Origin of the sequence: Methylobacterium sp. E-065 (genome assembly GCF_022829605.1) — a bacterium.
GTDB lineage: Bacteria > Pseudomonadota > Alphaproteobacteria > Rhizobiales > Beijerinckiaceae > Methylobacterium.
The window spans coordinates 1-23,304 of the sequence record NZ_JAKSYD010000102.1; the positions used below are offsets into that span (position 1 = coordinate 1).

18 protein-coding genes are annotated in these 23,304 nt (G+C 67.3%); 3 read left to right on the forward strand and 15 right to left on the reverse strand.

Features of this window, described 5'->3' with window-relative positions; genetic code table 11:
* Positions 1–76: 76 nt before the first annotated feature.
* Both MKK84_RS11195 and MKK84_RS11200 read right to left on the reverse strand, forming a co-directional pair.
* Positions 77–2,257 carry a carbohydrate-binding domain-containing protein gene (locus MKK84_RS11195; RefSeq protein WP_243919706.1) on the reverse strand — a complete coding sequence of 727 codons (2,181 nt, stop codon included), beginning with the start codon at positions 2,255–2,257 and terminating at the stop codon, positions 77–79.
* Positions 2,258–2,310: 53 nt separating this feature from the next.
* Positions 2,311–3,222: a hypothetical protein gene (locus MKK84_RS11200; RefSeq protein WP_243919709.1), complete on the reverse strand. Its 912-nt coding sequence runs from the start codon at positions 3,220–3,222 to the stop codon at positions 2,311–2,313.
* A 1,089-nt stretch (positions 3,223–4,311) separates the two neighbouring features.
* Between MKK84_RS11200 and MKK84_RS11205 the strand changes: the two genes are divergently transcribed.
* A complete protein-coding gene (locus MKK84_RS11205; protein WP_243919711.1) occupies positions 4,312–4,587 on the forward strand; it encodes a hypothetical protein in 276 nt (91 codons plus the stop codon).
* A gap of 60 nt (positions 4,588–4,647) precedes the next feature.
* On the opposite strand, the gene MKK84_RS11210 is transcribed toward MKK84_RS11205, so the two are convergent.
* From MKK84_RS11210 to MKK84_RS11240, 7 genes are all read right to left on the reverse strand, one after another.
* Positions 4,648–5,415 (reverse strand): ParA family protein, encoded by a 768-nt coding sequence (locus MKK84_RS11210; RefSeq protein WP_313899330.1) that lies wholly within the window; start codon positions 5,413–5,415, stop codon positions 4,648–4,650.
* 332 nt (positions 5,416–5,747) lie between these two features.
* Positions 5,748–6,080: a hypothetical protein gene (locus MKK84_RS11215; RefSeq protein WP_243919713.1), complete on the reverse strand. Its 333-nt coding sequence runs from the start codon at positions 6,078–6,080 to the stop codon at positions 5,748–5,750.
* Between the two features lie 284 nt (positions 6,081–6,364).
* Positions 6,365–7,984, reverse strand: a complete 1,620-nt coding sequence (gene terL / locus MKK84_RS35685) for a phage terminase large subunit (protein ID WP_243919715.1) — start codon at positions 7,982–7,984, stop codon at positions 6,365–6,367.
* Positions 7,981–8,514: a DUF5681 domain-containing protein gene (locus MKK84_RS11225; RefSeq protein ID WP_243919717.1), complete on the reverse strand. Its 534-nt coding sequence runs from the start codon at positions 8,512–8,514 to the stop codon at positions 7,981–7,983. The genes terL and MKK84_RS11225 overlap by 4 nt, the downstream gene beginning before the upstream one ends.
* A 10-nt stretch (positions 8,515–8,524) precedes the next feature.
* Complete coding sequence (locus tag MKK84_RS11230) at positions 8,525–9,895, reverse strand: DNA modification methylase (RefSeq protein ID WP_243919718.1); 1,371 nt, start codon at positions 9,893–9,895, stop codon at positions 8,525–8,527.
* A gap of 461 nt (positions 9,896–10,356) precedes the next feature.
* A complete protein-coding gene (locus MKK84_RS11235; RefSeq protein WP_243919719.1) occupies positions 10,357–10,722 on the reverse strand; it encodes an HNH endonuclease in 366 nt (121 codons plus the stop codon).
* Positions 10,723–10,748: 26 nt separating this feature from the next.
* Complete coding sequence (locus MKK84_RS11240) at positions 10,749–11,192, reverse strand: hypothetical protein (protein WP_243919721.1); 444 nt, start codon at positions 11,190–11,192, stop codon at positions 10,749–10,751.
* A gap of 1,625 nt (positions 11,193–12,817) precedes the next feature.
* Between MKK84_RS11240 and MKK84_RS11245 the strand changes: the two genes are divergently transcribed.
* Together MKK84_RS11245 and MKK84_RS35430 are read left to right on the forward strand one after the other, a co-directional pair.
* Positions 12,818–13,993, forward strand: a complete 1,176-nt coding sequence (locus MKK84_RS11245) for a Fic family protein (protein WP_243919726.1) — start codon at positions 12,818–12,820, stop codon at positions 13,991–13,993.
* 162 nt (positions 13,994–14,155) lie between these two features.
* Complete coding sequence (locus MKK84_RS35430) at positions 14,156–14,278, forward strand: hypothetical protein (RefSeq protein ID WP_279599480.1); 123 nt, start codon at positions 14,156–14,158, stop codon at positions 14,276–14,278.
* Positions 14,279–15,035: 757 nt separating this feature from the next.
* Here the strand turns inward: MKK84_RS35430 and MKK84_RS11250 are convergent.
* From MKK84_RS11250 to MKK84_RS11275, 6 genes are all read right to left on the reverse strand, one after another.
* Complete coding sequence (locus MKK84_RS11250; protein WP_243919727.1) at positions 15,036–15,350, reverse strand: hypothetical protein; 315 nt, start codon at positions 15,348–15,350, stop codon at positions 15,036–15,038.
* Between the two features lie 121 nt (positions 15,351–15,471).
* Positions 15,472–16,689 (reverse strand): glycosyltransferase, encoded by a 1,218-nt coding sequence (locus MKK84_RS11255; protein WP_243919729.1) that lies wholly within the window; start codon positions 16,687–16,689, stop codon positions 15,472–15,474.
* 73 nt (positions 16,690–16,762) lie between these two features.
* Positions 16,763–17,398, reverse strand: coding sequence for a class I SAM-dependent methyltransferase (locus MKK84_RS11260; protein WP_243919731.1), 636 nt, complete (start codon positions 17,396–17,398; stop codon positions 16,763–16,765).
* Positions 17,399–17,484: 86 nt separating this feature from the next.
* A complete protein-coding gene (locus MKK84_RS35690; protein ID WP_243919733.1) occupies positions 17,485–19,800 on the reverse strand; it encodes a glycosyltransferase family 2 protein in 2,316 nt (771 codons plus the stop codon).
* Between the two features lie 61 nt (positions 19,801–19,861).
* A complete protein-coding gene (locus MKK84_RS11270; RefSeq protein WP_243919735.1) occupies positions 19,862–22,369 on the reverse strand; it encodes a glycosyltransferase family 2 protein in 2,508 nt (835 codons plus the stop codon).
* A gap of 73 nt (positions 22,370–22,442) precedes the next feature.
* Positions 22,443–22,652 (reverse strand): hypothetical protein, encoded by a 210-nt coding sequence (locus MKK84_RS11275; protein ID WP_243919737.1) that lies wholly within the window; start codon positions 22,650–22,652, stop codon positions 22,443–22,445.
* Between the last annotated feature and the right edge of the window lie 652 nt (positions 22,653–23,304).

A 23,304-nucleotide genomic window follows, 5' to 3' on the forward strand; every position in this document is an offset into this window, starting at 1 on the left:
CAGGTCCGCCGGTGCGACCGCGCGTTGCGCCGGTGATGCCACGCGTACCGCCGGTGATACCGCACGTGCCACCCGGTCAAACCGTGGTGGGCGTCTGCACAGGGGCGGTCGTGAAGTTGATGCCGCCGTTCGACAGCTGAACGGTCGTGTTTGCGTCCGTGGCGCCCAAGTTCTTGCCATACAGGCACACTCTGCCCCTATACAACGTCCTGTCGTGCTCCTCAGTGAAGTTGAAGCTGCCGTCATACGCGTCGTTGAGGAAGCGAACCTCGACGTTGTGCGCGCTGGTAGGGCTGAAATCGCCCTTCAGGGTGATATCCTGCCACTGACCCTGCGTGTGCACGGCCGTGACCGACTGCGGGTCGCCCACGGCCTTGCCGTCGACGTAGACCTGGAACTGCGGGTCGCCCTGGTAGTGGTCGCCCGAGACGCGCACCACCAGCGTGTTGTCGCCTGTGCCCGTGCCGCCGGTGCTACCGCCCGTGCCACCGGTGCTGCCACCCGTACCGCCGGTGCTACCGCCCGTGCCACCCGTGCCACCCGTGGTGGGCGTCTGCACCGGGGCGGTCGTGAAGTTGATGCCGCCGTTCGACAGCTGAACGGCCGGGTTCGCGTCCGTGGCGCCGAACTTGTTGCCGTCCAGCGTGATCGAGCTGACGTACAGGTTCTTGTCGTGACCCCCAGTGAAGTTGAAGCTGCCGTCATACGCGTCGTTGAGGAAGCGAACCTCGACGTTGTGCGCGCTGGTAGGGCTGCAATCGCCGTTCAGGGTGATATCCTGCCACTGACCCTGCGTGTGCACGGCCGGGACCGACTGCGGGTCGCCCACGGCCTTGCCGTCGACGTAGACCTGGAACTGCGGGTCGCCCTGGTAATGGTCGCCCGAGACGCGCACCACCAGCGTGTTGTCGCCCGTGCCCGTGTTGCCCGTGCCGCCGGTGCTGCCACCCGTGCCACCGGTGCTACCGCCCGTGCCGCCGGTGCTGCCACCCGTGCCACCGGTGCTACCGCCCGTGCCACCCGTGCCGGGCGTCTGTACCGGGGCGGTGGCGAAGTGGGTGCCGCCATTCGACAGCAGAGCGGCCGGGTTCGCGTCCGTGGCCCCGAACTTGTTGCCGTCCAGCGTGATCGAGCTGACGTACAGGTTCTTGTCGTGGCCTTCGCTGAAGTTGAAGCTGCCGTCATACGCGTCGTTGAGGAAGCGGACCTCGACGTTGTGCGCGCTGGTCGGGCTGAAGTCGCCCTTCAGGGTGATGTCCTGCCACTGGCCCTGCGTATGCACGGCCGTGACGTATTGCGGATTGCCCACGGCCTTGCCGTCGACATAGACCTGGAACTGCGGGTCGCCCTGGTAGTGGTCGCCCGAGACGCGCACCACCAGCGTGTTGTCACCCGTGCCTGCGCCGACTGCGACGGGATTTGAGTACTGCGCCTCCACGGAGGAAACAGGCTGATTTGCCGGTAGGTTCTGGAGAGCTGAGGTGGTCGCTCCCTCCGCTACGTGCTGAACTGTGCTGCTCGCCGCGAAGATAGCCTGGCCCGACGTCGCGCCAGCGACCACGTTGTCCATCGCGACGTTGCTGGCGACCGCGATATTGGCGATACTTGTGACAGCAGACGTATTGACGGTGGTGCCAGCCGCTGCAGCGGCGGACGTGAGGACTTCACGCAGGGCTGCGGGGTTTCCGAGATCCAACGGCTGCCCGGCTTTGAGTTTATCGGCGATCGCCGCAGTGACACCGCTGCGCGCGGCCTCCGCGGAAACGCCGCCCTGGTTGCTCAAGCCGGCACTCAGGATGGAGATCGTGTCGTACACCTTGGCCGCGGTCAGGTAGGCGTCAGTCGCGCCGGGATTGCCGCTCAGCGTGCCCGCCACGGTGTCAAGCGTCAGTAGGCTTTGGCCGGCACTCAGCGAGATGCCGAGGCTCCCGGTGACTGTGCTCGTGGCGGCAGCAATGTCTGACGCGGTCGGATTGGTGGGCAGGAGCAGACTGACGAGGGTCGTCAAGGGCGTAATAACGGTCGAGCCTTCCGGCGCCTGGAGTGGCAGCGTGATCGGCAGATTGGTCGAGGTATCCGTACCCCCGATGCTCACGAGCGGCCCAGGAGCACTCTGAAGAAAGTACTGCCCCAGCGCGTCGGTGATCGCGCTCACCTCACCGCTGCTCAGAGCACCGTCACGATTGGTGTCGTGGAACACGGTCGCTCCGGAGACGTATCCGTGGATGACGTGGCCGGTTTCGTCGTAAGTCGCCATCTCTTGCCCCTCGTCTCAAGTCTTTATGGTGATGCGCGCTGTCGCGCGAATGTCTAGCGAAGGCCCGATGAGCGAAACACGCGCACCCGGCCGGCACGAGCAGCGGGCACGGGCGCCGCAGGCTGTGTGGCGGTCAGCCGCTGCTGAGCCGATCTTTGAGCCTCGATCGGTGCACGAACAGCTGGAGCAGCTGGAATGACGAGAAGCTTCAAGCCCACCATGGGATCGACGCCGGAGCCGCTGAGCGCCTCGATCGCCTGTCCTTTCAACCGCTGCGCCGTGGCGCCCAAGAACAGGGCCTCCGCCTCGATCTGGAACTGCGACGCCCGGGCGCCGACGAGCCGAAGGCGCACGCCGAGGAGCGGGCGCGCCTGGCCCTTCGTGCCGGCGTAGCCACTGGCCATCCACGGCGACCACGCGCCGCCCGGGCCGCCAATCTGGACCTGATATTCGAGCGAAAGCCCGGCCGCATCGCCAACGAGCTGGATCGCGAGGCCCTCGATCGGCGCCGGGCTGGCCGGGCCTGCGATCCACTGATCGTCGACCACCCGCACGTCACCACGGCGCGACACGTGCCCGAGCACATCGAGGCGCGGGACCGGCAGCGAGGGGGCCGGCTGGGCCGGCGCAACGCGCCCGACATCGCTTTGCGCGACGCCTCCCGATTGTACCTCTCCCGACAGCGTCTCTAAGCGGAGCTCAGCCTCGGTTCCGCCAGCGGCCGCCACGGAACGAATCGTAACCTGAAGGCCACCGGCCCGCTCCGCGCGCACGACGACACAGGCCCCCGGGGCCGGCATCAGCCCCTGGCGCTCACCGGGCGGCGAGATCACGCTCACCACATCGTCGCTGCCCGGGGAGGGTCGCACGAACACGTGCGGCGCCCCAGAGGACGTCGGAGCCTGTACGTACCGCAGCACGTACAGACCCGTTTCCAGCGGCACGGATGTGACCCGCTCTGTCATCGTCGCCTTCTGAAGCTGGTGTGGATGAGCTGTTGGTTACTGGATTTCGTATACGAGTCGCTACTAGACAGGGTCAATAGAAACCTAATTCGCAACTCAAGGCAGAATCTACTTAGGGTCGCAAAGTGGCGAAAACGCAACACAGCAACAGGTCTAAAGTTGCACCAAATGATCGAACGATTATCCGCTTTAACTCGGTGACCGCCGAATTCGTGACGGTATTTGTCGAGTATAATACTGATAATCCGCTCGGACCACGGTTCCGGATCTACAGATCAGCGCGAAACTTAAGCTACGCATTCAAACTGAGACCGTTTCCCGGCACCCAACTCGAAACGTCGACTGGCTCGCCTGCTCGTGCCCAGGCTTAGCCCTCAGCTGGAATACTTAATAGCTGGTTTCTGAACACAGTCATCATTCATTTGATTGACGTAGCCGAAGTTTTGTCAGCCGCCTCAGTCAATGGTGCAAGGCATTGATTTATCGAGCCAATTTGCGCCTCCGACCACTACCCCGTCGAACGCTGCCGGATCGGCCCTGATCCCACCGCCAATGGCGAAGGAGGAGCAAAAGCTGGGCCGTAGGCTTTTCGCATCTGCGAACGGCAACCCGGATGCCGGCAGCCGGCGTATTGCGACGAACGGGACGCGCGGCAACCATCGATGGGAATGCTCACAAATACCGACTCGACCCCGCAGAGCGGCGACGACCAGCCCGACCGGGCAGTCAAATTCAGTTGGAAAGCGCGAGCCATGACGGCTACACTCTGTCCATTTTTGAGACAAACGTGGCTAAAATCAGTACGCCAAGAACAGACTATTGCTTTTGCGGTACTGACATCTAACCCGGCAAGATCCATATCGCTGTCCCGGGAAAGTGGACCGCTTGGCGTTGGATATGCGCTCGACCGGGGGCGACTTACCCATCACTGCGGGGGGACATCACGCTCAAGGCCGCAGTTCGGCGCTGCAGCACGCGCCCGGCGCGTTCTGCGGTGTACCTGCGGGTAGCGCACAGTGGTAAGATGATACGGGCGAGGCGGCCTCATGCGTCTCGCCGCACGATGCAGTCCGCTCTACGAGGCCCGCGATGGCGATCTACTTGGCGAGCATTGATCTAAAGACCGTGGGTCGCGACTACGGCGTTCTCTACGCCTATCTCAAGACGATCGACGCGCACCAAGCCCAAACCTCCGCTTGGTTGATCGAGACCGTCGAACCACTGCGCGTCCTCAGCGATCACCTGCTCGGTTTCCTGGACGGGGACGACAGCCTGCTGCTGATCGAGGTCGCGCCCACGACAGCCTGGGCGGCCACCCACCTCGTCGAGCAGACCGGAGAGTGGCTGAAGCAGCGACGGCCCTGAGCTGGCCCGCTACGTGTGACCCGCATAGCTCGAGGCCGGCCCGAAATTCGGGGTCGACAATCAGGCGCCGACCGCGCTGAGCGAATCGAGCAGAAATTCGGTCAGCGCCTTCATCTCGTGCGCAGCGTTGCTGTCCGGCGCTGCCGCCGTCACCGAGACGCCTTGCGTGAAAGCGCGCACGAAGTAGACGTCGTGGCTGAGCGGCGGACTCACGCTCTCACCGAGGGCGCTCAACTCGTCCGCGATCTGCTGGCCCTCGGGCGTGCTCACGTCGACTCGCGTGGGGACGACCGCGATCTGGGTCTTCGACCGGACGTCGCTGCGCAGAGCCGCGACGACGTTCAGCAGCGTCGTGCGCGCGGCGTTGATGTCGAGGCTCGACGGGCCGCAGGGGATCAGCACGAGGTCGGCGACGTCGACGGCGGCGCGGAACACGGAACTCAAGCCGGCGGGCGTGTCGATCAGGATCACGTCCGCGCGCTGCTTGAGGATATTGCGCAGCCAGATCGAGAGGGTGCCGCTGGTCATCAACTCCGGCCGAACCTCGAAACCGAGCTTGCGCGGGATCGCCCAGGCGGTCGCGGATCCCTGCGGATCGGCGTCGACCACCATGACAGAGAGGCCGCGTTGCTTCAGAGCGCCGGCGACGTTGACGGCGAGCGTCGTTTTCCCCACGCCACCTTTTTGCTGAACGATCGAGATGACGTGCATGGGAGCCGTGAGAGAGGGGCCGCGGGCGCAGCGTTTAAGGGGGAAGGCAGCGATGTCCCACACCTGTGAAGCCGCAGCTGCAGAATGCGGGGAAGACTGACAATCGCGGCGTCGCACGATTGATCTGCCATCGGTAACAGAACAACAGCGGCTGCGAGAAGCCCCCGTTGCCGGCTCGCTCTAAGGTAGCGACGCGATCAGGCTGATACCCTCGAATACGAGCGCTGCCTGTTGCCCTCCAGAGACATATAGAGCCGGGCTGGGTACCCAGATCCTAGGAACATTTTCTGCTTTGGTCGCGTCCGCAGGCTGAGACACCGGCGGTGTCGCAGCTGAACCTCATCGCCCCGCCTATGCTCGAGTTTCATGCGCACGCGATGAGCAACTGCGGCGGATCCTCGGGGAATACGTCCGGATCTCGGATCTGGATCATTGAGACCTATTCGTTATTAACCATACACCGCCTTGGAGCCTCGACCGCGAAACGGCCCGCCCGACTTCACCCGCGGCTTCGAACCTTTGGCTTCGAAGCCGTCCTCCTCCACCGACATCCGGCCAAACCGCTCAGCGAGCTCCTGCGCGACCGCGTCACCGCCGGTCTTGCATCCCTCAGCTCTCGGCTCGTGTCCCAGATCAGTGAGAGCGAAACTCAGGATCTGCATATCGTCGCCCTTCGACAAATCCTGGTTGGCGATCACATCCCGCTGCAGCCGGCCGACCCGCGGTATCATCGCCGCGACCGTCGCGCTCAGCCTGCCCAAGGGCAACGTGGTGTCCGGCATTCGGCCGTCGCGAGCGTCGATGGCGATTGGCGATCCTGCGGCGGGCGTCCGTCGAGCTTGGTGCCCGCGTTGTTGGCCAGCGGACCCAGTCCGGCACGCCCGCGTTTCAGCCCTGGGGCGCGGGCACCTGCTCCGGCGGCCACGCCCCACTGGCGCCGGCGGGTACGACGTGTGGGAGATGATTATAGGTCGATACCCGCGATCGATGCAGCGCAGTCCCGCGCCGGCCTTTGTATCGAGGCGCAACCGAGCATCGACCGTCGATCTCAACTGCCTCAGCGCGATCAGCGACGCGTCCTTCGCCGGATCGGCGCGTCGGGCTCTTCGAGCGGCGGGACTTGGAACGAGGCGGGGACATGGACGATGCGATGTCCGTCCTCAAAGGTCTCGCGGATCCCATCGCTGGAAGGCGCGTCGAACTCGGCTGTCGCGGGAGTCGCTTCCGTCCCCTCGGTCCGTTTCTTGACCCCCCGTATGCTGTCTCGGCTGCGGCGCACGGACGGCTCGACCCGCGGCCGCCGCGCCGTCAGGTAATGCAAGGCGTATGTCGTCGCGTCGACTTGGTCATCGTGGCGGCCATTCGGGAACGCCAGCAGCTCGCCGATGTATTCGCCGAGCCATGGCGCCTCACTCGGGAGGTACACTTGTCCCGCCTCGAAGCGAGCGGATTGCGCTAAGAGGCGCGCCTCCTTGTCGTAGCGCGGCTCGACCAAGATCGGGGCCAGCGCCCGGGTCCGACGCAGGTCCTGGAGCAGCGCGTGCCCGAGTTGGGTCTTCTCGATGAGGGTCACGTCCGCGCGCCACCGCTCGCTCACCGCGACGATTTTGTCCCGCAGCTCCCACGACTCCCAGCGGCCCCGGGCCACGTCGAGCAGATAGTAGTCGAGCCCGACCGCGCCCCAAACGGTCCCGACGGACCAGTCGCTGGCCTCCGACAACGTCGAGGCGGTATCCCATGCCACCACGATCCGATCGAAGCGGTTCGGACGCGTCTCGTACGTGCGCAGCCACTCGCGGTGAATTACGTTGCCCCCGGCCGGCGCGGGATCCTGCTGGTATTGTGCTTGGAACGTCAGAGAGCCCTGGGCGCGGCGCATCTGCTCCAACACCGCCATCGGCTCGCGCTCGGGATGCAACAGCTCCCCGACCCGGCGCCGATAGACGTCGCCCGGCACATCGCTCAGGCGATGTGAGGTCTCCTCGGCGGCGATCGCGGGCAGCGACACCACCTCCCACGCATCCCGCTCGAGGACATGACCGACCAAGTCGTCGGTGTGGAGCCGCTGCATTACGATGACGATGGCCCCGCGCCGCTTGTCGTTCAGGCGTGTGAGCAAGGTCGTGTCGAACGCCTCGTTGACCCTGCGTCGCTCGGCCCGCGAGAGCGCGTCGACGCCCTTGATCGGGTCGTCGATCACGATGAGGTCGGCGCCGCGACCGAGCACACCTCCGCCCATGCCCGCGGCGAAGACCGAGCCACGCTGTGTCGTCGTCAATTCCAAGTCGCGCGGACGCGGGCCGGTCAACCGGAAATCGGGAAACGCCGCGCCAAACCAACCGCTCTGCGCCACCATGCGCCGGTCGAGGCTGAATTTGCGGGCGAGATCCTCGGTGTGTGAGACGCAGATGATCCGACGAGTCGGATCGTGGCCGAGCGCGAACATCGGCAACGCGACGCTCGCGATGATCGATTTGCCGGAGCGCGGGGGCACGTTGATGATCAGCCGCCGCACGTCACCGCGCACCACCCGCGCGAGCGCCCAGCACAGGTGCTCGTAGTGCCAGTTGGCCGAGAACGCCGTGCCGGGCTCGAGCGTGGCGAAGGCCTGCTCGACGAAGGTGGCGAGGTCCCGTCGCAGCGCGGCCGTCATCATCGCGGAGGACGCATCGGAGGACGCGATCACGACGCATCCTCCGGTTCAGCGGCGGGTTGAGGGTTGTCGTTGTCCCCCACATCCGAGGCCGTTGCGCGCTCGGGGGTGCTTTCGGCGATGATCTGACGGCGCAACCGCGCGAGCAGATTCTCAAAGGCCGCCTCGCCGTGCAATAGGCCGTCGCGTGTTTCGCCGAGGTCAGGCGTGCTTGCCTGCTCTGGGAGGTACCTAAAAACCTCCCTCCCCATGCGCGGGTCTTTCATCGCTTTGTGGCACATGGCGCGAAAGATCGCCTCGGCACAGACCATCTCGACACGCTGTCCGCCCAAAGTGAGCGCGACCGGCTCGTTGAGAACGCGTGCCGTCATGGCGTGGAAGGGCTCCGGGGCCTTGCGCGGCCGGCCGCGCGGGTTTCCCGACTGGCCCGAGCGAAAGCGGCCTCCGCCCGCGCGGGCGCGCTGAGGCTGGGCGTCGGCCTCCGCCGAGGCGGAAGATCCCGATGCGAGATCATCGTCGCGGGTGATGCTGTTGTCGTTCGTCTCACTCTGCTCGTCGGACATCGTGGCCCCCTCAGACGCTGAGTGCTGCGGCCGCGGCCGCCCGCGGATGTGATGGGTCGCGGTCACGCCGCTCCGCTTCTTGCGCGAAGGTGAGCCCCGTCTCAGCGTGGCGTGCCGGAGCGCCCGTCAGCGCCTCCATCCGCTTGACCGCGACGTCGACGTAGACCGGGTCGAGCTCGATCCCGTGCCCGAGGCGGCCGGTGCGATGGCTCGCCAGCAAGGTCGTGCCGGATCCGCAGAACGGGTCGAGGACCAGACCGCCGCGATGTGACGTGTCGAGCAGTGCGTCCGCGATCAGCCCGATCGGCTTCACGGTCGGATGCAGGGCCAGCATCTCCTGCCGATCATGCCCGAACCCGTTGAGGCCCGGGGCCGACCAGATCGTGGTGCGGTTGCGCCCGTGCCGGCCCAGCGCGACATTGTTGATGTGCCGGCCCGTCCCGCGCTTCATCACCAACACGAACTCGACCTGTTGGCGGTAGAGAGACCCCATACCGCCGATGCCTTTGTCCCAAACACAGGTGGTGAGGTGCGTGAGGCCAGCGCCGCGGGCGGCGCTCATCAGGGGGTGCATGCCGCGGCAATCGATGAACATCTCCGCGATCGCACCGCCCTCGAGATGTGGGGTGACCGCCGTGAAGAAGTCGGCGAAAAAGGCCTCCGCTCCCGCCTCGCTCATGTCGGAGCCCTCGACGAACTCGCCGTGCGATCCGCTGACGTGACCGCGGATGGCGCACCCGTATGGCGGATCTGTCGCGAGCTTCTGCGCGCGCCGCCCAGCGAGCAGGGTGTCGTAGCTCTCGCCCATGCGGGCGTTGCCGCACAGCAGCCGATGGCCACCCGCGAAGGTCCAGAGATCACCGACACGCGAGACCGGCACGATCGGCGGCTCCGGAACCGCATCGACCGGATCGGTGTCACTGACACTCAGCGCCGCGAGCGCGAGATCGACCTCGGGCAGATCGAAGCCGGTGAACGCGATGAGGTCGGGTTCGATCGCCAGGATATCGGCGAACTCGGCCGCTAAGGCATCCGTGTCCCAGCTGCTCTTGTCGGCGATCCGGTTCAGCGACAAGCGGAGCGCTTTGATCTCCGCGTCCGCAAGATGGTCGATGACGATCGTGGGCACGCTCGCGTGGTTGAGCCGTCGACAGGCCTCGTAGATGGCGTGGCCGTCGATGATCTCTCCCGAAGCCTTGACGAGAATCGGTACGAGGCAGCCGAAGCGCTCGATGTTGGCTGCGAGGCGCTCGATTTGACCGCGGCCACGCTTGCGCAGTGGCTGCTTGGTCGGCCGGACGGCCGCGATCGGCTGGCGCGTGACGGCGATGCTCGGACCGAGCGCGGGTCCTCCCGCCTCGGCGGCAGGCGGCGATGCCACCTTTGCGCGCGCAGGTAAGACACGTTGGCGAACCCGGATCGGAGGTGTCGAGGACATGGGGGGCTAGCTCCGCGAAAGACAGGACGAACGGCTGACGGAACGCGAGCTTCAGTGGGCCGCAGCGCGAGGCTACGACGCGGTGAAGTCTGTCCCAGGTCTGCCGTCGTCCGCCGAACGTAGGCGGAGTTCGAATGCCCGGACCTCCTGCGATGCAGGAGTCGTTACTTGATGAAAGGATGCCGCTGCAGCTGGCCTGACTTCAGGACGTCAGCCGGCGAGTTCCCCAATCCTCACTTTGGAGGATCGGATAAGGGCTAGCGCCCGCTAACTCGCGTGTCAACGGCCGCCGACTGCGATTGCGGTGGGTCACTTGCGATGCCGCTCGCGTCTGCGCGACGGTGGGGGCCAAGGGATCGTAGCGCACCACCCCCTGGTCGACGGGAGACGCGCTCAGCGCCCCCTCATCGCCCACCCCGATCGAGCCGCTCGCCGGTATCGCGGCGGATGACGCCCCCGCCGATCAACCGCTTGAACGCGCTGGCCTTGCCGCCCGGCAAGGGTCGCCGGTGCGGGTCGGCGATGCCTACGTGCCGGTCGCGCACCCGTCGCACCCGCGCGATCACGCCGACGTCGGCCACGGTTTTGGCCGCATGACAGGGGTGGCACAGGACCTGACAGTTCTCCAACGAGGCGTCCTGCGTCAGCGCGGCCGGTACGATGTGATCGTATTGGAAGCGGCCGGCCTGCAGCGCGCATGGGCAACGGCTTCCGTCCGTAAGCCGTCCCTCGCAGCGTCCGTCCGCGCGGGCGAAAGCGGCACGCAGCACCGCTTTGCCGAACTCCCGACGCGCCATCACGCCGCCCCCGCGGCCGTTGTCGCCGCCGATCCGCTCAAGTCGGTGGCGATCGCCGCGCGCTCGAGGGTGGTCTCGGCTAATCGATAAGTGTGGACCTCGCGCGCGCCGAGCCGGGCGCAGGCCGCGAGCCAACCGAGAAAGCCGGGATCGCCGATCTCGCAGGCGCGGGCGGCGATGATCGAGGCCTGTCCGCGCTCATCGCGAGCGACCGCGAGGATGACCGCGGCGCGCTCGGCGACCAGGTCGGGAGCGTCGAGCGGCTGCACGACGACGACGTAGCGTCGGCTCGATTGTCCGCGCCACGCGCTCATGGCGAGCGCCGGCGCACCGCGCAGGCCCACGCTCGTGCGCAGACGCTCCTCACGCACGGGGAAGCGGACGGCGCGGTCAGCTTTGAGCTCGCGCAGGGCGGCGGCCCAGGAGATGCTGCGGTTCGACATGCCTGCCCTCACGCTGCGAATGAGGAGGGGCGCGGAACGTTCGGACACGCAACTGGGCAACCGGGTGGCACCGGCGCCGGACCGGCCCCGGACGATGCGGGTGCGGAACTGGTCCGGACTTGGGAACTGATTCGGACTGAGGTGTAGATGGTCACGGCAGTGCGCCTCGAGCGAGCGGCGGGAACAGCCCCGCCACTGCCCTGGCCCCGCACACCACCGGATAGGCGTTGCGGGGCGACACGTGACGGCCGGGAACCTTTGCCGCTCGCGCGAGCGCGCCTCAGCCCTTCGGCATGCGGACGCTCGTATCCCCGCGCCGTGGATCACTGGGGCAGCGGACGCGAAGCTGCGCGCCAGCCCACGCCCGTGACGGGAGGTTTCGAATCGGCGGTCCGTCCTGGCGCCGCGCCACAGACGTGGCGCAGATCATGCGCCATGCCGCATACGTGTGGGCATCGGACGAACTCGGAGGTCTCGTGGGCGGGAAGGTAGGGCCGCTGCGATGACGTGTGCTCATACTCTCCTCGCCACGAATCAAGCAGATCAATCGCCTATCCGCACGAGTATTCACGCTCCATTTGAACTTGAAGTCCAGTCGATCACACAGGAAGATAATTGTTTTTCTCTCGATCTGGAGCGCATGGGTCGGACATTCCCGTCCGCGGGCCGACTCCACCGCGCAAAAGTACAGAGTGACGCCCTTCGGGAGGGGGGGCCGGCGGCATGTCCGCAGGCTGGGTAGGCGGGCGCTCGAACGTCTGGTCCTCGAACGTCTGGTCACCTGGCGGCCTGCCGCCGGTCCGGGGCCGAAACAGCGTCTTTCACCGCTCGACGGGTCGCGGACCACCTGTTTCAGGGACAGCCGCGCGCATTCGTGCGTCGGTCGGTTTCGTCGGGCGAACGGCCTGGTCCAGGCCCGGAGGCGCCTACTACCGCCTGTTCGGCCCGCGGGCTTCGGCGCCAGCGGCTCTCGATGCGCTATCTCCCGAAGAGGCAGCCCCCTACCTGGAGCCAGTCGGCGATGGAGGGATCCTCGATTAGAACTTGCCGCGCTCCAATCGGACGACAAGCCCCTGCTCCCGCAGGCCATCGAACGCCTTTTGGACATTCTTGGCTGCGACTGGGACACCGACGGCAGTTGCTTATGCGGCAAGGCTATCTGCGTCGAACAGTCTGAAGCGATCACCTTCGGCTATGATCCGCCGCAGAACGGCTTGCTGGAGAACGTCCAGGTTCGACCATTGCCCCCTCGAGTCCAAGTGCGTCTCCCTCTCGTCCTTGGCGGGTTGGAGCAGGGAGATGCATTTGCGTCCGCTGCCCAGGTCGCCGGTCGCGTACCCGGTGACGGATGCGTGGAGGACTGGCCGCCGGCCAGTCCTCCAGATCAATCTGCCGCTCGCGCATCTTGGCGCCTTATGCAGCGATGGTTGATCGGCGAATCCCCAGGGGATGGCGTTGCCTCACCCGCACCGGGCACTCGCACCGATACGCTAAATTTGACCGCAGCCGACAACATAGTGGCAAACTGTCCGACCGGCAAAAACACCGGCAGTTTTGCCTCATAAGATTTGACTTAAACGCATGAAAAACATCATGATCTATCCGGCGAAAAGATCGGAAATATATTGACCACTCTCTACGCTATCGAGCCCCTGGTCCCCGAGGACCGCCGACGGAAGCTTGAGGACATGGCTACGGAGCTAGTAGATCGCGCCGGCCGTCTGGCCGGCCGGGTTCATCCGATCATGCAGGAAAGCCTTGGCGACCTCGTGCGGGCGATGAACTGCTACTACTCCAACCTGATCGAGGGCCACGACACCCATCCGGTCGACATCGACCGCGCGCTCTCGGGCGACTTCGCCAACGATCGTACCCAGCGGAACCTCCAGTTGGAGGCGCGAGCGCACATCGAGGTGCAACAGATGATTGACCGAGGCCACGCGCCCGCACCGGTCGTCTCCCTCGAGTTCTTGCTGTGGGTCCACCGGGAGTTCTATGCGCGTCTGCCCGACGAGCTGATGTGGGTGGAGAACCCGGAAACAGGCGAGCGCCTGCTGGTCGTGCCCGGGGCTCTGCGCGAGACCCACGTCCGCGTTGGCCGGCATATCGCTCCCGAACCCGCCGAGTTGCCCACGTTCCTGGAGCGGTTCGTGGCTGCGTACAGCAGCGGCAACCTCGGACGTCTCCGCCGCATCATCGCCGTTGCAGCCGCCCACCATCGGCTGCTCTGGATCCATCCGTTCCTCGACGGCAACGGCCGGGTGGCGCGGCTGTTCTCATACGCCCTGTTACGCGAATTGAACGTCGGCTCAAGCCTTTGGTCGGTCGCCCGTGGACTTGCCCGGCAGCAGCAGGCCTACAAAGCAGCCCTGCAGGCTGCAGACGAGCCACGCCGAGGCGATCTGGACGGACGAGGCAATCTCTCGCTCGCAGGGCTCGAGGAGTTCTCCGCCTTCTTCCTAGACGCCTGCGTGGACCAGGTGACGTTCATGGACGCCCTGTTCGAGCCGCAGGAGTTCCTCACCCGGATGGAGATCTGGACGACCGAGGAGGTGCGCGCGAGGCGTCTACCGAAGGGCAGCTGGCCGCTACTGCGCGAAGCGGCTCTAGCTGGGGAATTCCCTCGCGGACGGGCCGGCGATCTGACCGGCTACGAGGAGAGACAGGCTCGGTCGGTACTCAGCAAGCTGATTGGGTTGAACCTGCTGGTGTCCAACACCGGAAAGGGTCCGGTACGGCTGGGATTTCCAATCGGCGTGGTCGAACGTTGGTTCCCGCGCCTGTATCCGCCCCTCGGTTGACCACAATCGGGCATGCCCCTTCGCCTTCAAGGATACTATCCCGCGCGTCCTTCTTCTCAAGGTCCCATGCAGCTCGGCGTGGATCGTCCAGACCGCCGTCGAGTGTTGTTTGCGGCCGCACTCAGCATCGGCATATCCCCACTTCTGAGTGGGATCCGAAACATGGGCCGCCTTGAATCGCCCGTACCGCACTTCGAACTGGTCGTCGCCCTGGAGAAATACGTCTACGACCGCTACCTCATCGTGCTGCATCTCCTCACGCCAACGCGCGACCTGACCGGATGACAGCGTCCCGCCTTGGTCATTCCGATAGAGGGCGTAGCGGCCATCCTGCCGATGGTTCAGACGAATCAACACCCCAAGCTGCGGGCGATCGGGACCCGAAGAATTGGTTCCGATCCGCACGACGTCAGCGGACGGCTTGCTGCCGTCCAGGCAGAAAGGTCGTCGGGTTTCCCGAGCCGGAAAATCCTGGGCTTGGTCTACGATCCGGACCGCATGGCAGAGGTAAGGGGTCCGCATCGCATGGCGTGGCGATTAGATCGGCCTCTAGGTCACTCCGGGTCCGAGGGCGCCTGTTACCGCCTGTTCGCCCTGCAGGCTTCGGCGTCGGCGGCTATCAACAAGCCTCTGCAGGAGCAGTGTAATCCGGTCGAAGAGGTTGACCCGTGAGGCCCGAGTTCCTGTAAAATCGCCTGAACAGGTCGCCTCGCGTCCGGGGTGGGACCCCCGTCGTGTCCAGCGGCGGACGGGCGAGGCCCCGAGAGGTCGACCACGTTCCCACCAGAGAGGGGCTACCGGACCGCCCGCTGGATCTCGCGCGTGGCGGGGCGAGGGAGCGGGCGACGCAGACCTGCCGTGGTCGATGGCGGTCACCCGGAGAACTGGACCAAGCTAGCGGATGTCGCGCAGCCCAATCGAGGGAGCGCCGCCGGCCGTCAGCTCCAATCTAACCGGGGAGTTGAGCGAGCGCGGGAATACCAAGGACATCGCCGAGCCCTGCGGATCCGCCTCTATCACCAGAGCCATCAGGCCCGTCGCCTCACTGGAGGACCAGGCGTCCCGCCTGGCGCAGGGATGCCGCGCGCGGGACGGGATGGGCGCGGGCCGCGTCGGCCTGCGCGCGGATCTGGGCGAGCGCCCGCTCGACATGGGCCGCGGCCAGGGTCAGGCCCGACTGTGTGACATCGGGTGGGGACCCATCGACGGGCGTGATGATCTTCGTCCGCACCGCCCGTTCGAAGACATCGATGTCGTCGCGATGCCGGCCGGCTACCAGTTCGGCCCCCATGAGCCGGACCAAATTCGTGAGCGCGGCGAGCGCCACATCCTTCGCGTCGCAGGGTGTGTCAGCCACGAGGATCTCCATCGCTGCAGCGGAGAACGCCGCACCTCTGGAAAAGTTACCGCGGGGAGGTTTCCGACCCGTATCCGACCCGTGGGGGCGCCACCGCTAGCGTCCGCGAGACGCGGCCGGCTCAGCGCAGCGCTGCTTGGAGCACCGTCAATTGCTCGGCCGCGGCGCGGCGGCGCTCGAACCCGTTGATCGCCGTCTCCCGGGCGCGCCGGCGCAGGCCGTCGTACCGGCTCGGCTCGGCGAGGGCGGCGATGACGGTCCTGGCGAGGCCCACCGTGTCGAAGAACGGCACGAGCAGTCCGTTGTCCCCGTGTCGGATCACCTCGCGCACGGGCGCTGTGTCCGATCCGACGACGAGGCAGCCGGCGCTCAGCGCCTCGATCAGCGACCAGGATAGGACGAACGGGTAGGTGAGATAGACGTGCGCGCGGGAGATCTGCAAGAGTTGCAGGTAGCTCCCGTAGCCCAATGAACCGACGAAGTGCACGCGCCGGGCGTCGAGATGTGGGGCGACCTCGCTCCAGAACACGTCCTTCCACGTCCGCCCATCCGGCGAAGTCGGGCCGTACGACACCCCGTCGCCGCCCACGATCACGACCTGTGCCCACGGGCGGGCGCGGAGGATCGCCGGGAGCGCGCGCATGAACACGTGGTAGCCGCGGAGCGGCTCGAGGTTGCGCGCCACGAAGGTCAACACCTCCGCCTGCGCGGTGAGCGCGTGCCCGGAGAGGAGATGGAACGCGGCCCGCGCGTCGGGGCGCACGACCTCGGTGTCGACGCCCTCGTGCACCACCGCGATCTTACCCTGGAACTCGGTGGGATAGGTCGAGCGCTGCCACGCGGTCGGCGACAGCCCGAGGTCGCACTCCGCCAGGGCGAGCAGCTGACTGGCGTTCTTGGCCCGCAGGTAGGTCATCCCGTCGACCCCGAACTGCGGGAACTCCGCGTCGAAGTGCACGTCCTGTCCGTGCTCCCGGTAGAAATACTCGCAATAGACGATCAAGCGGGCGCGGGGGAACTTGGCCCGGAGGGGCAGGGTCTCGCCCCAGCCGCTATGCGCCACGATGACGTCGGGGACGAAGCCCGAACTCTCGAGGCCGATCAGGGCGTAGAGCACCTGCTCGGCCCGGCGCGCCTCGGCGTCGAAGCGCCGGGCGAAGGAATGCACCGCCGCGTGGCCGACGTCGTGGAAGTGGTAGCGCTCCAGGCGGACGCCGCGGAGTTGCCCGGCGGTCTGCGATCCGATCGCGGCGACGCGGTGCGCCGGGTCGGAGGCCAGGACTTCAGCGAGGTAGCGGAACTGCGCCGGGAAATTCGTGTGGACGAACAGGATGTTCATGCGATGTGGTGCGATCCCGTTGCGGGGCGCGGCGGGCGGTGTCGCACCCCGCGCGCTGACGGTGCGCCGCCGCTCACTGGGTCAAGGCGCTCTGGTCCGTGCCGGCAAAGATCGGCTCCAACCGCTCGGCGCGCGCCTCCGGCATCAACGCGAGCGCCCAGAGATCGAAGAAGCCGCCCTTGCAGGTGCGCACCTCGGCGAACCCGGCATCGAGGCCGACGCGCGCCATCCGGTCCGCTGTGAACCCGGTGTTGTGCGCCATGTAGACGTTGCCGGAGGCGATCGACGCGGAATGCCCGTAGAGCATGTCGAGGGTCGTGATCGGCCCGGCGGGAGCCGTGTAGATCGTGGATTCGGCTTTGCCCTCCACGATCAGCGCGGCGATCGCCTGGAGATCCGGGCACGTGATCAGCGCGAAGCCGTCCGGCTTCAGGACGCGGGCGAGCTCGCGGAACGCCGGGAGTACCTCGTGGGTATGGAGGTGCTCGACGTTGTGGGACGACCAGATCGCGTCGAATGAACGGTCCGGGACCAGGGTTCGCATGTCCGAGACTGTGCCGATCAAGTCGGGGCTGAGGCGAGCGTCGATGTCGAGCCGCACCTCCTGCCAGCCTTGGGTTCGGAAGACCGGGTGGAGCTTGAGCGGGTTGAACGGGCCGCTGCCGGTGTTGAGAACGCGCCTCTGATGCGCCGGATGCGCTTGAGCCAACACCACCACTCCCCCCGATGAACCAATACTGATCATTTTCTGAACGACGGCGACGCTAACATCGCGTATCGCCGCGTGCCAATCCGCTAAAGTCCGAGCGGCATCGCGGCCGGCGGATCGATGGTGCGGCGGCGCGGTTCCGAGCCGCGCGGCGGGCAGGCGAGCGCCGCGTACGTGGGGTCCGATAGCGCCAACAATGGATTGTACGCGGGATCGGCGGAGAGGACGGCGCTCCAGCGGGCGCGCAGGGCGGCCGCTTCGCGCGCGCGGCGACCGGCATCACCGTTTCGTGAAGTCTGCTCGGCGTCCCGTGCGGAGCGGTGCAGCAGGTTGGCGTGCGGCGTGAGCACGACGCGATCACCGCGCGCGGCGAGCTTCAAGCAGAGGTCGACGGCGCCGAGATCATTCGGGAAGTAACGCTCGTCCAGGCCACCGACGGCGTCGTAGGCCGACCGACGCACCAACAGGCAGGCCGTCGACAGGGCGCTGGGTTCGGACGCGACCCGAAGCAGATCGGCGTAGCCCGCCTCGTCGCCCAACCAATCGGTCAGGGCGGGGCCGGTCTCCGCCCGCGGCCCGAGGACGGTACCGCCGTGCGCGACGACGCCGCTCGGCCCGAGCAGCACGGCCCCGGCGGCCGCGGTCGTGGGCTCGCGCAGTCGGCCCAGCAACTCTGCGAGCCACGTATCGTCTTGCGCTTCGACGTCGTCGTGGAGCAGGCAGACGAATTCCCCCCAGGCCGCCGCCACCGCGCGGTTGATCAGGCGCGCGTGGTTGAACGGGCCGGGCTCCGTGAGTAGGCGGTCGCCCGCGGCCCGGATGGCCGCGAGCAGCGCCGGGGTCTCGGTCTGCGACGAGCCGTTATCGACGATGACGAGATCGGCGCGCGCCCGATCGAGGGCGGGCCGGATCGACGCGATGCAGCGCCGCAGGCTCTCGGGGTGATCGCGCGTCGGGATGATGACGCTGACCGTCGCGTCGGGCTGCTGCAACCGGGTCACCCGGACAGCGGGGAGGATCGCGCCGCGCCCCGGCCGGACCTCGGCGGGCATACCCCGTGCCTGCAGATGGAGCGTGGAGGCGCGCTCCAGCCAGCGCGTCGCCGCCGCCAGATCGAGGTCCGGCAGGGTCCCCGCCAGCCCCGGCAGGTGCACGATCGCCTCGCGCGCCCGCGCGAGGTCGTCGCATTGCGCGTTGGCGAGGCGATAGAGGCTGTCGGCGCCGGCCCGCGTCGCGTCCGCCGCCACCGCGAGCGGCAGGGCGAAGAGTAGAGCGCCGTAGCCCTGCTCGAGCCAGCGCTCATAATCGAAGCTCGGGAACGCCAGGAGGCTGGGTCGATCCGGTGGGCCTGCTGCGAGATCCCCGTAGACGAGGCGGGCGTGGCGATCCGATGCCAGGACCGCGGCCAGGCGACCGGCGGCGCCGGGCTCCAGACGGGTACCCGCGGGGATCAGCAACAGGCTGTCGCAGTTGGCGGCCGCGCCGCCGATGACGGCGAGTAGGTCGTCCGGCGCGAAGCCGATGCGATCGCCCGAGGGCAGGACTACGACCGCGCAGGATGGGTCGAGTTGACCCCGCAGACTGTCCCGGGTGGCGGCGGTGTCGACGGGCGCGTCGCCGACGATCACCACCGTCAATCGACGCGCGGGCGCGCCGGGCGCGGGATAGGCCTGCGTCCACCCCCTCAGGTCATCGAGGGGATGCGTGCGCGGCAGCAGGGTGTCGAACAGGCGGGCACGCCTCGCCGTCACGCCGGCATCCGGTCCGAAAGCCCCCGCCGCCAGCGTCTCCAATGGGTCCGAAAACGCCACCAGGGTCAGGGGGCTGCCGCGCAGCGGCGTACCGATCCCGTCGGTCACGGTGACCTGCTGGGTCAGGCCGGTCGCGAAGCGTTCGGGCAGGTGCAGCGAGAAGGCGGGTGCCGGCGTCTCGCCGCCGTGGCTGCGCTGGCGCCAGCGGTCGGGCCGGGCCTCCGCGATCAGCGTGCCGTCGATCCAGGCCCGCGCGCGCAAGCGCACCGGGTCGCGGCTCGGGGCGAGCCACCCGCTCAACCGAAGGCCGCCGGTCCACACGGCCGCGCCGGCCTCGCCGGCGGGCGGCCCCTCCGCTAGGGCCCAGAGGCCGAGCGAGATCGGCGGACCGAGGGGGCGGCCGAGGTTAGCCAGGACGATCTGGGCGGCCCCACCTCCGGCCATGACGTCCGGCGCGAGCACGAAGCTGAAACCGTAGCGGCCATCCCCAATGCCGTCCCGCTCGAGCTCGGCCCGGTAGATGTTCGCGCGCCCAAGCGCGATCGGCAGGCCGTCGATTATCAATTCGACGATGGGGCGGGCCGCGTGGTCGTCCCGCCGATAGACGAACCCGATGATCGTGGCCGGCCCGCTCCGCTCAACCTGCGCCACGTAGGGATCTGTCGCGCAGGCGGGGGCAGAAGGGGCGCTGGGAGCACTCAAGACGAAGCGATCACGGTGCGATCGAGGCCACGGCGAGCCAGCGCAGGATCTGCGCGGCGGCGTCAGTGTCGCAAATCGCCGGATCGAGGACAAGATCGTCGGATCGCGCTGCGTAGGCGCCACCCGACCAATCGAAGTAGGCGCGGCGGGGACAGGGCGCGCGCTCCAGGCACCCGAAGAAGCGATCCCGGTAAGGCAGCAAGACCGCCGCGCAGCCGAAATCCGCCACGACGGCCGCGACCTCCTCGTGGGCGACCGGCCCCGTCACGAAGATCGCGCTGCCGGCCATCAGCTCGAGATCGTTGAGCGTCCCGCCGACGATCAGGAGCCGCACGGCGAGGCCGATCCGGCGCGCGCCGGTCTCGAGCGCCAGACTCAGGCGGCTCACCGCCGCGCTCGGCAGGGGACTTAGGATCCCGAGGCACACATGCCGAGCGGGCCATTGAGGGCGCGCGGTGTCGCCGCACTCTGGTCCGATGGGCGGCGGCACGAGCTTGTGCCGCAGCGGGTCGGGCAGAGCACGCTGCCCACACGCTAGGGTCATCCCATCGCCGCATAGGAGGCGATCGACCCGCGCCCATAGGTCGGCGGTGCTGCGGCTTTCGTCCCGCAGTTCCTCGCCTGGCGCGAGACTCTGTGCACCGGCGACGAGGAGATCGAGGGGCCCGTCGAGGTCCGTGGCGAGCGCCGCTAGGACCCCGGGACAGCGCTCCGGGGCGACCACGACCACGCGATCGTGCCGCGTCGACCTGAGGTAACCTAAGAGGTCCCGACGCTCCCGCGCCACGTCGGGTGCGAACGCCAGGGATTGTGGCAAGCCGCCGGCGTCGCCGCGAATGCGAAGGCGTAGATCTGAGGCAGGCCCATCCAGCTCGATGAAGAGACATCGCAGCTCGGCTGCCTGCCAATGCGCGAGCCAGAGCGACAATTCCGGCCCTCGGCTCGGGAGCGGGTTGAGGATCACGATGTCGTACCGGGGCGGGTCGATCCGCTGCTCGATGGCCGCAAACGCCTCGCGGAACGGATTTGCCAGTCGAACCGCATCGATTTCGGCGCTGTAACCGGGGTAGCGGGCAGCGAGGGCGGCGGCGTTGCGGACCACGAGCCTACGCTTCTCGGCGCCGAACGACACGGACCCAGCGTGACCGACGATCAGGTTCGTCGCGCAGAGATGCCGGAACCCGAGTTGGCGCGTACGCAGGCAGAAATCCACGTCCTCGTAATAGCCGCGCCCGTACGTAAGCGGCATGCCGCCGGCAGCCCTCCAGCACGCGCGGGTGATCAGAAGGCAGAAGCCGATCCCGTTCGGAAGTTCGATCGGAGCCGGGTCGGCCAGACCTGCGGCCTGATCCCAGCGCGACAGCTCGCAGACCGGCGGGAGTTCATTGGGCCCGAACAGGTCGGGGAAGTTCACGATCACGCCGTTGTTCGAGATCGGCGTGATCGTGCCCAGGTCCGGCGTCGTTTCGGCGAGCGCGAGCAGGCGGGCGAGGCCGCCATCCGGCAAGATCGTGTCGGCGTTTAGGAGCAGGAGGTCACCGCGCGTTGTCAGCGACGCGGCGCGGTTGACCGACGCGGCGAAGCCCAGATTGGACGGATTGGTGATCAGCGTGACCCGCCCCGCCATTGCGCGGCGTTCGACATCGGCCACCAAGTCCGGATTCGGGCTCGCGTCGTTGACGATGAGGATGCGCCAGCTGCGCCCCGGCAGATCTTGGGCTTCGAGGCTGTCGAGGCAGATCCGGGTCGCCTCAGCATCCTCGAAGATCGGCACGATGACCGTCAAGTCGCAGGCATCGTCGGGCCGGCGCGATCGGGGCTGAGATCCCGATGCGCGGGGGGGAACGCGCGCCGGGAAGGTCTTCCTGTTCATCGGCACGGCCTCGGCCGCGGGGTGAAAGCGAAGCTCGACCTCTCCGAGGTCCGGGCGCGGCCGCGTGAACGCCACGACGTGGTAGCGCTCCGATGCGAGCGGATGCGCGGGATCGTTCTGGAGGACGAAGCTCTGCTCGGAGCCCGCGCCGATGATCGTGGCGCGCAGCGGGCATCCTGACGGCCACGAGACCCAGCCGCGCAGGTGCGCGTCGGTCGTCTCGACCCGCTCGATGACCTGTGCCTGCTCGCCCTGAAGGACCGCTACCGCGACGCGCAGGGCATGAGCGGGAACCTTGGGATCGTCCACGAGAGCCCGCGCGGCGGCGAGGCGGGCGTTCGCCTCGCCCAGACCGAGCGCGTGGAGGTTGACGAGGTAGTCGGTGGGATCGAGCTCAAGCGCCCGCTCGATGTCGCGGCGGGCAGCGGCGGCGTGCCCGAGCCGCCGCGCCACCTCGGCGCGGACGAGGAAACCGCGCGCGCCCGCACGGAGGGATAACCGACACAACCGATCCGCCGCGGCGTAGGCGGTTTCCCAGGCCCCCGCCATCAGGGCCTCGGCGGCGATGCGCGACAGCGCTTGCAGGTGTTGATCGGGATCGAGAAGCTGGGCGCGCTGATCGGCCGTCACGTCCCACGCAGTCACCGGGTCCGTCCCGGTGCCCGGGGTGGCAACCTGAAACCAAGACCGCCCGCCGCGCGAGGGAGCGCTGCGCGCATCACCACGCGTTGTAGCGGCCGGTCCCGCTTGTCGCGGTGTAGTGCGCGATGCTGGCGTTGACGATCGGACCGAACGTGATCAGCAGGCCGAGGATGAGCAGGGCCAAGCTCATCCGGCCCGGTTGCTCATCAAGCCGCATGAATCCGAACAGGGCGATCGGCAGGCCAATCATCACGCCGCAGGCTGCGAGCACCAAGTCCATGGCCATGTTTCGATGGTCTCGCGTTGAGCCAAGCGTCTCGCACATTTCCCTCTGTCGCCGGGCGTGGGCTGTGCACGCTTCGGGCGCCGGACTAACGTGTGCGATCCTGAAGCATCCCAGTTGAGGGGTCATCTTGGTACAGTGAGGGTACAACGAGGGTCAACGTGATGCCAAGCGTCTCTCCCGCGCGTAGCCTTCCTGCGTTTTGCACGTTATCAATCTTCGAAGAGATCTAAGTTTCAATGCCTGCCATAGCCGCGGCTCGGGACGGTCCGGGGACGCCGGGTGAACGATCAGATGTTTGAGCAGGCTATACCGATGTATCCGGGCAGGATGAGCGCACTTCTGTCGCGATGAACAACTCCATAGACGATCTTTCAGACGAGACCGCCCGGCGCAGGCTTTTTCGTGGGGTCCACCGTGCCCCGCAACCAGTCGACGACCCGTTGGATTCGCCGCGGCCGGAACGGGATGAGCGTCCGATACCCGCTACGGACGCCCTCGATGATCCGTATGGGGGCTTTGTCAGCGCGGACGATCACAAAACCGACGACCATGACTTCGTTCGGCCGGCCGATGACTTCGACGAGGATGCCGATCCCTACCTCGACCCAGCCTCACGACGCCACCCTTCGGAGGGGCTGGACCTTCTCGCGAC

Excerpts from the sequence above, each read along its gene's own strand:
- MKK84_RS11255 (WP_243919729.1), bottom strand. The coding sequence starts at position 16,689 with ATGAACATCCTGTTCGTCCACACGAATTTCCCGGCGCAGTTCCGCTAC.
- MKK84_RS35430 (WP_279599480.1), top strand. The coding sequence starts at position 14,156 with ATGGGCCGCCTTGAATCGCCCGTACCGCACTTCGAACTGGTCGTCGCC.
- MKK84_RS11195 (WP_243919706.1), bottom strand. The coding sequence starts at position 2,257 with ATGGCGACTTACGACGAAACCGGCCACGTCATCCACGGATACGTCTCC.
- MKK84_RS11205 (WP_243919711.1), top strand. The coding sequence starts at position 4,312 with ATGGCGATCTACTTGGCGAGCATTGATCTAAAGACCGTGGGTCGCGAC.
- MKK84_RS11275 (WP_243919737.1), bottom strand. The coding sequence starts at position 22,652 with ATGGCCATGGACTTGGTGCTCGCAGCCTGCGGCGTGATGATTGGCCTG.
- MKK84_RS11225 (WP_243919717.1), bottom strand. The coding sequence starts at position 8,514 with ATGTCCGACGAGCAGAGTGAGACGAACGACAACAGCATCACCCGCGAC.
- MKK84_RS11240 (WP_243919721.1), bottom strand. The coding sequence starts at position 11,192 with ATGTCGAACCGCAGCATCTCCTGGGCCGCCGCCCTGCGCGAGCTCAAA.
- MKK84_RS11200 (WP_243919709.1), bottom strand. The coding sequence starts at position 3,222 with ATGACAGAGCGGGTCACATCCGTGCCGCTGGAAACGGGTCTGTACGTG.
- MKK84_RS11215 (WP_243919713.1), bottom strand. The coding sequence starts at position 6,080 with ATGCCGGACACCACGTTGCCCTTGGGCAGGCTGAGCGCGACGGTCGCG.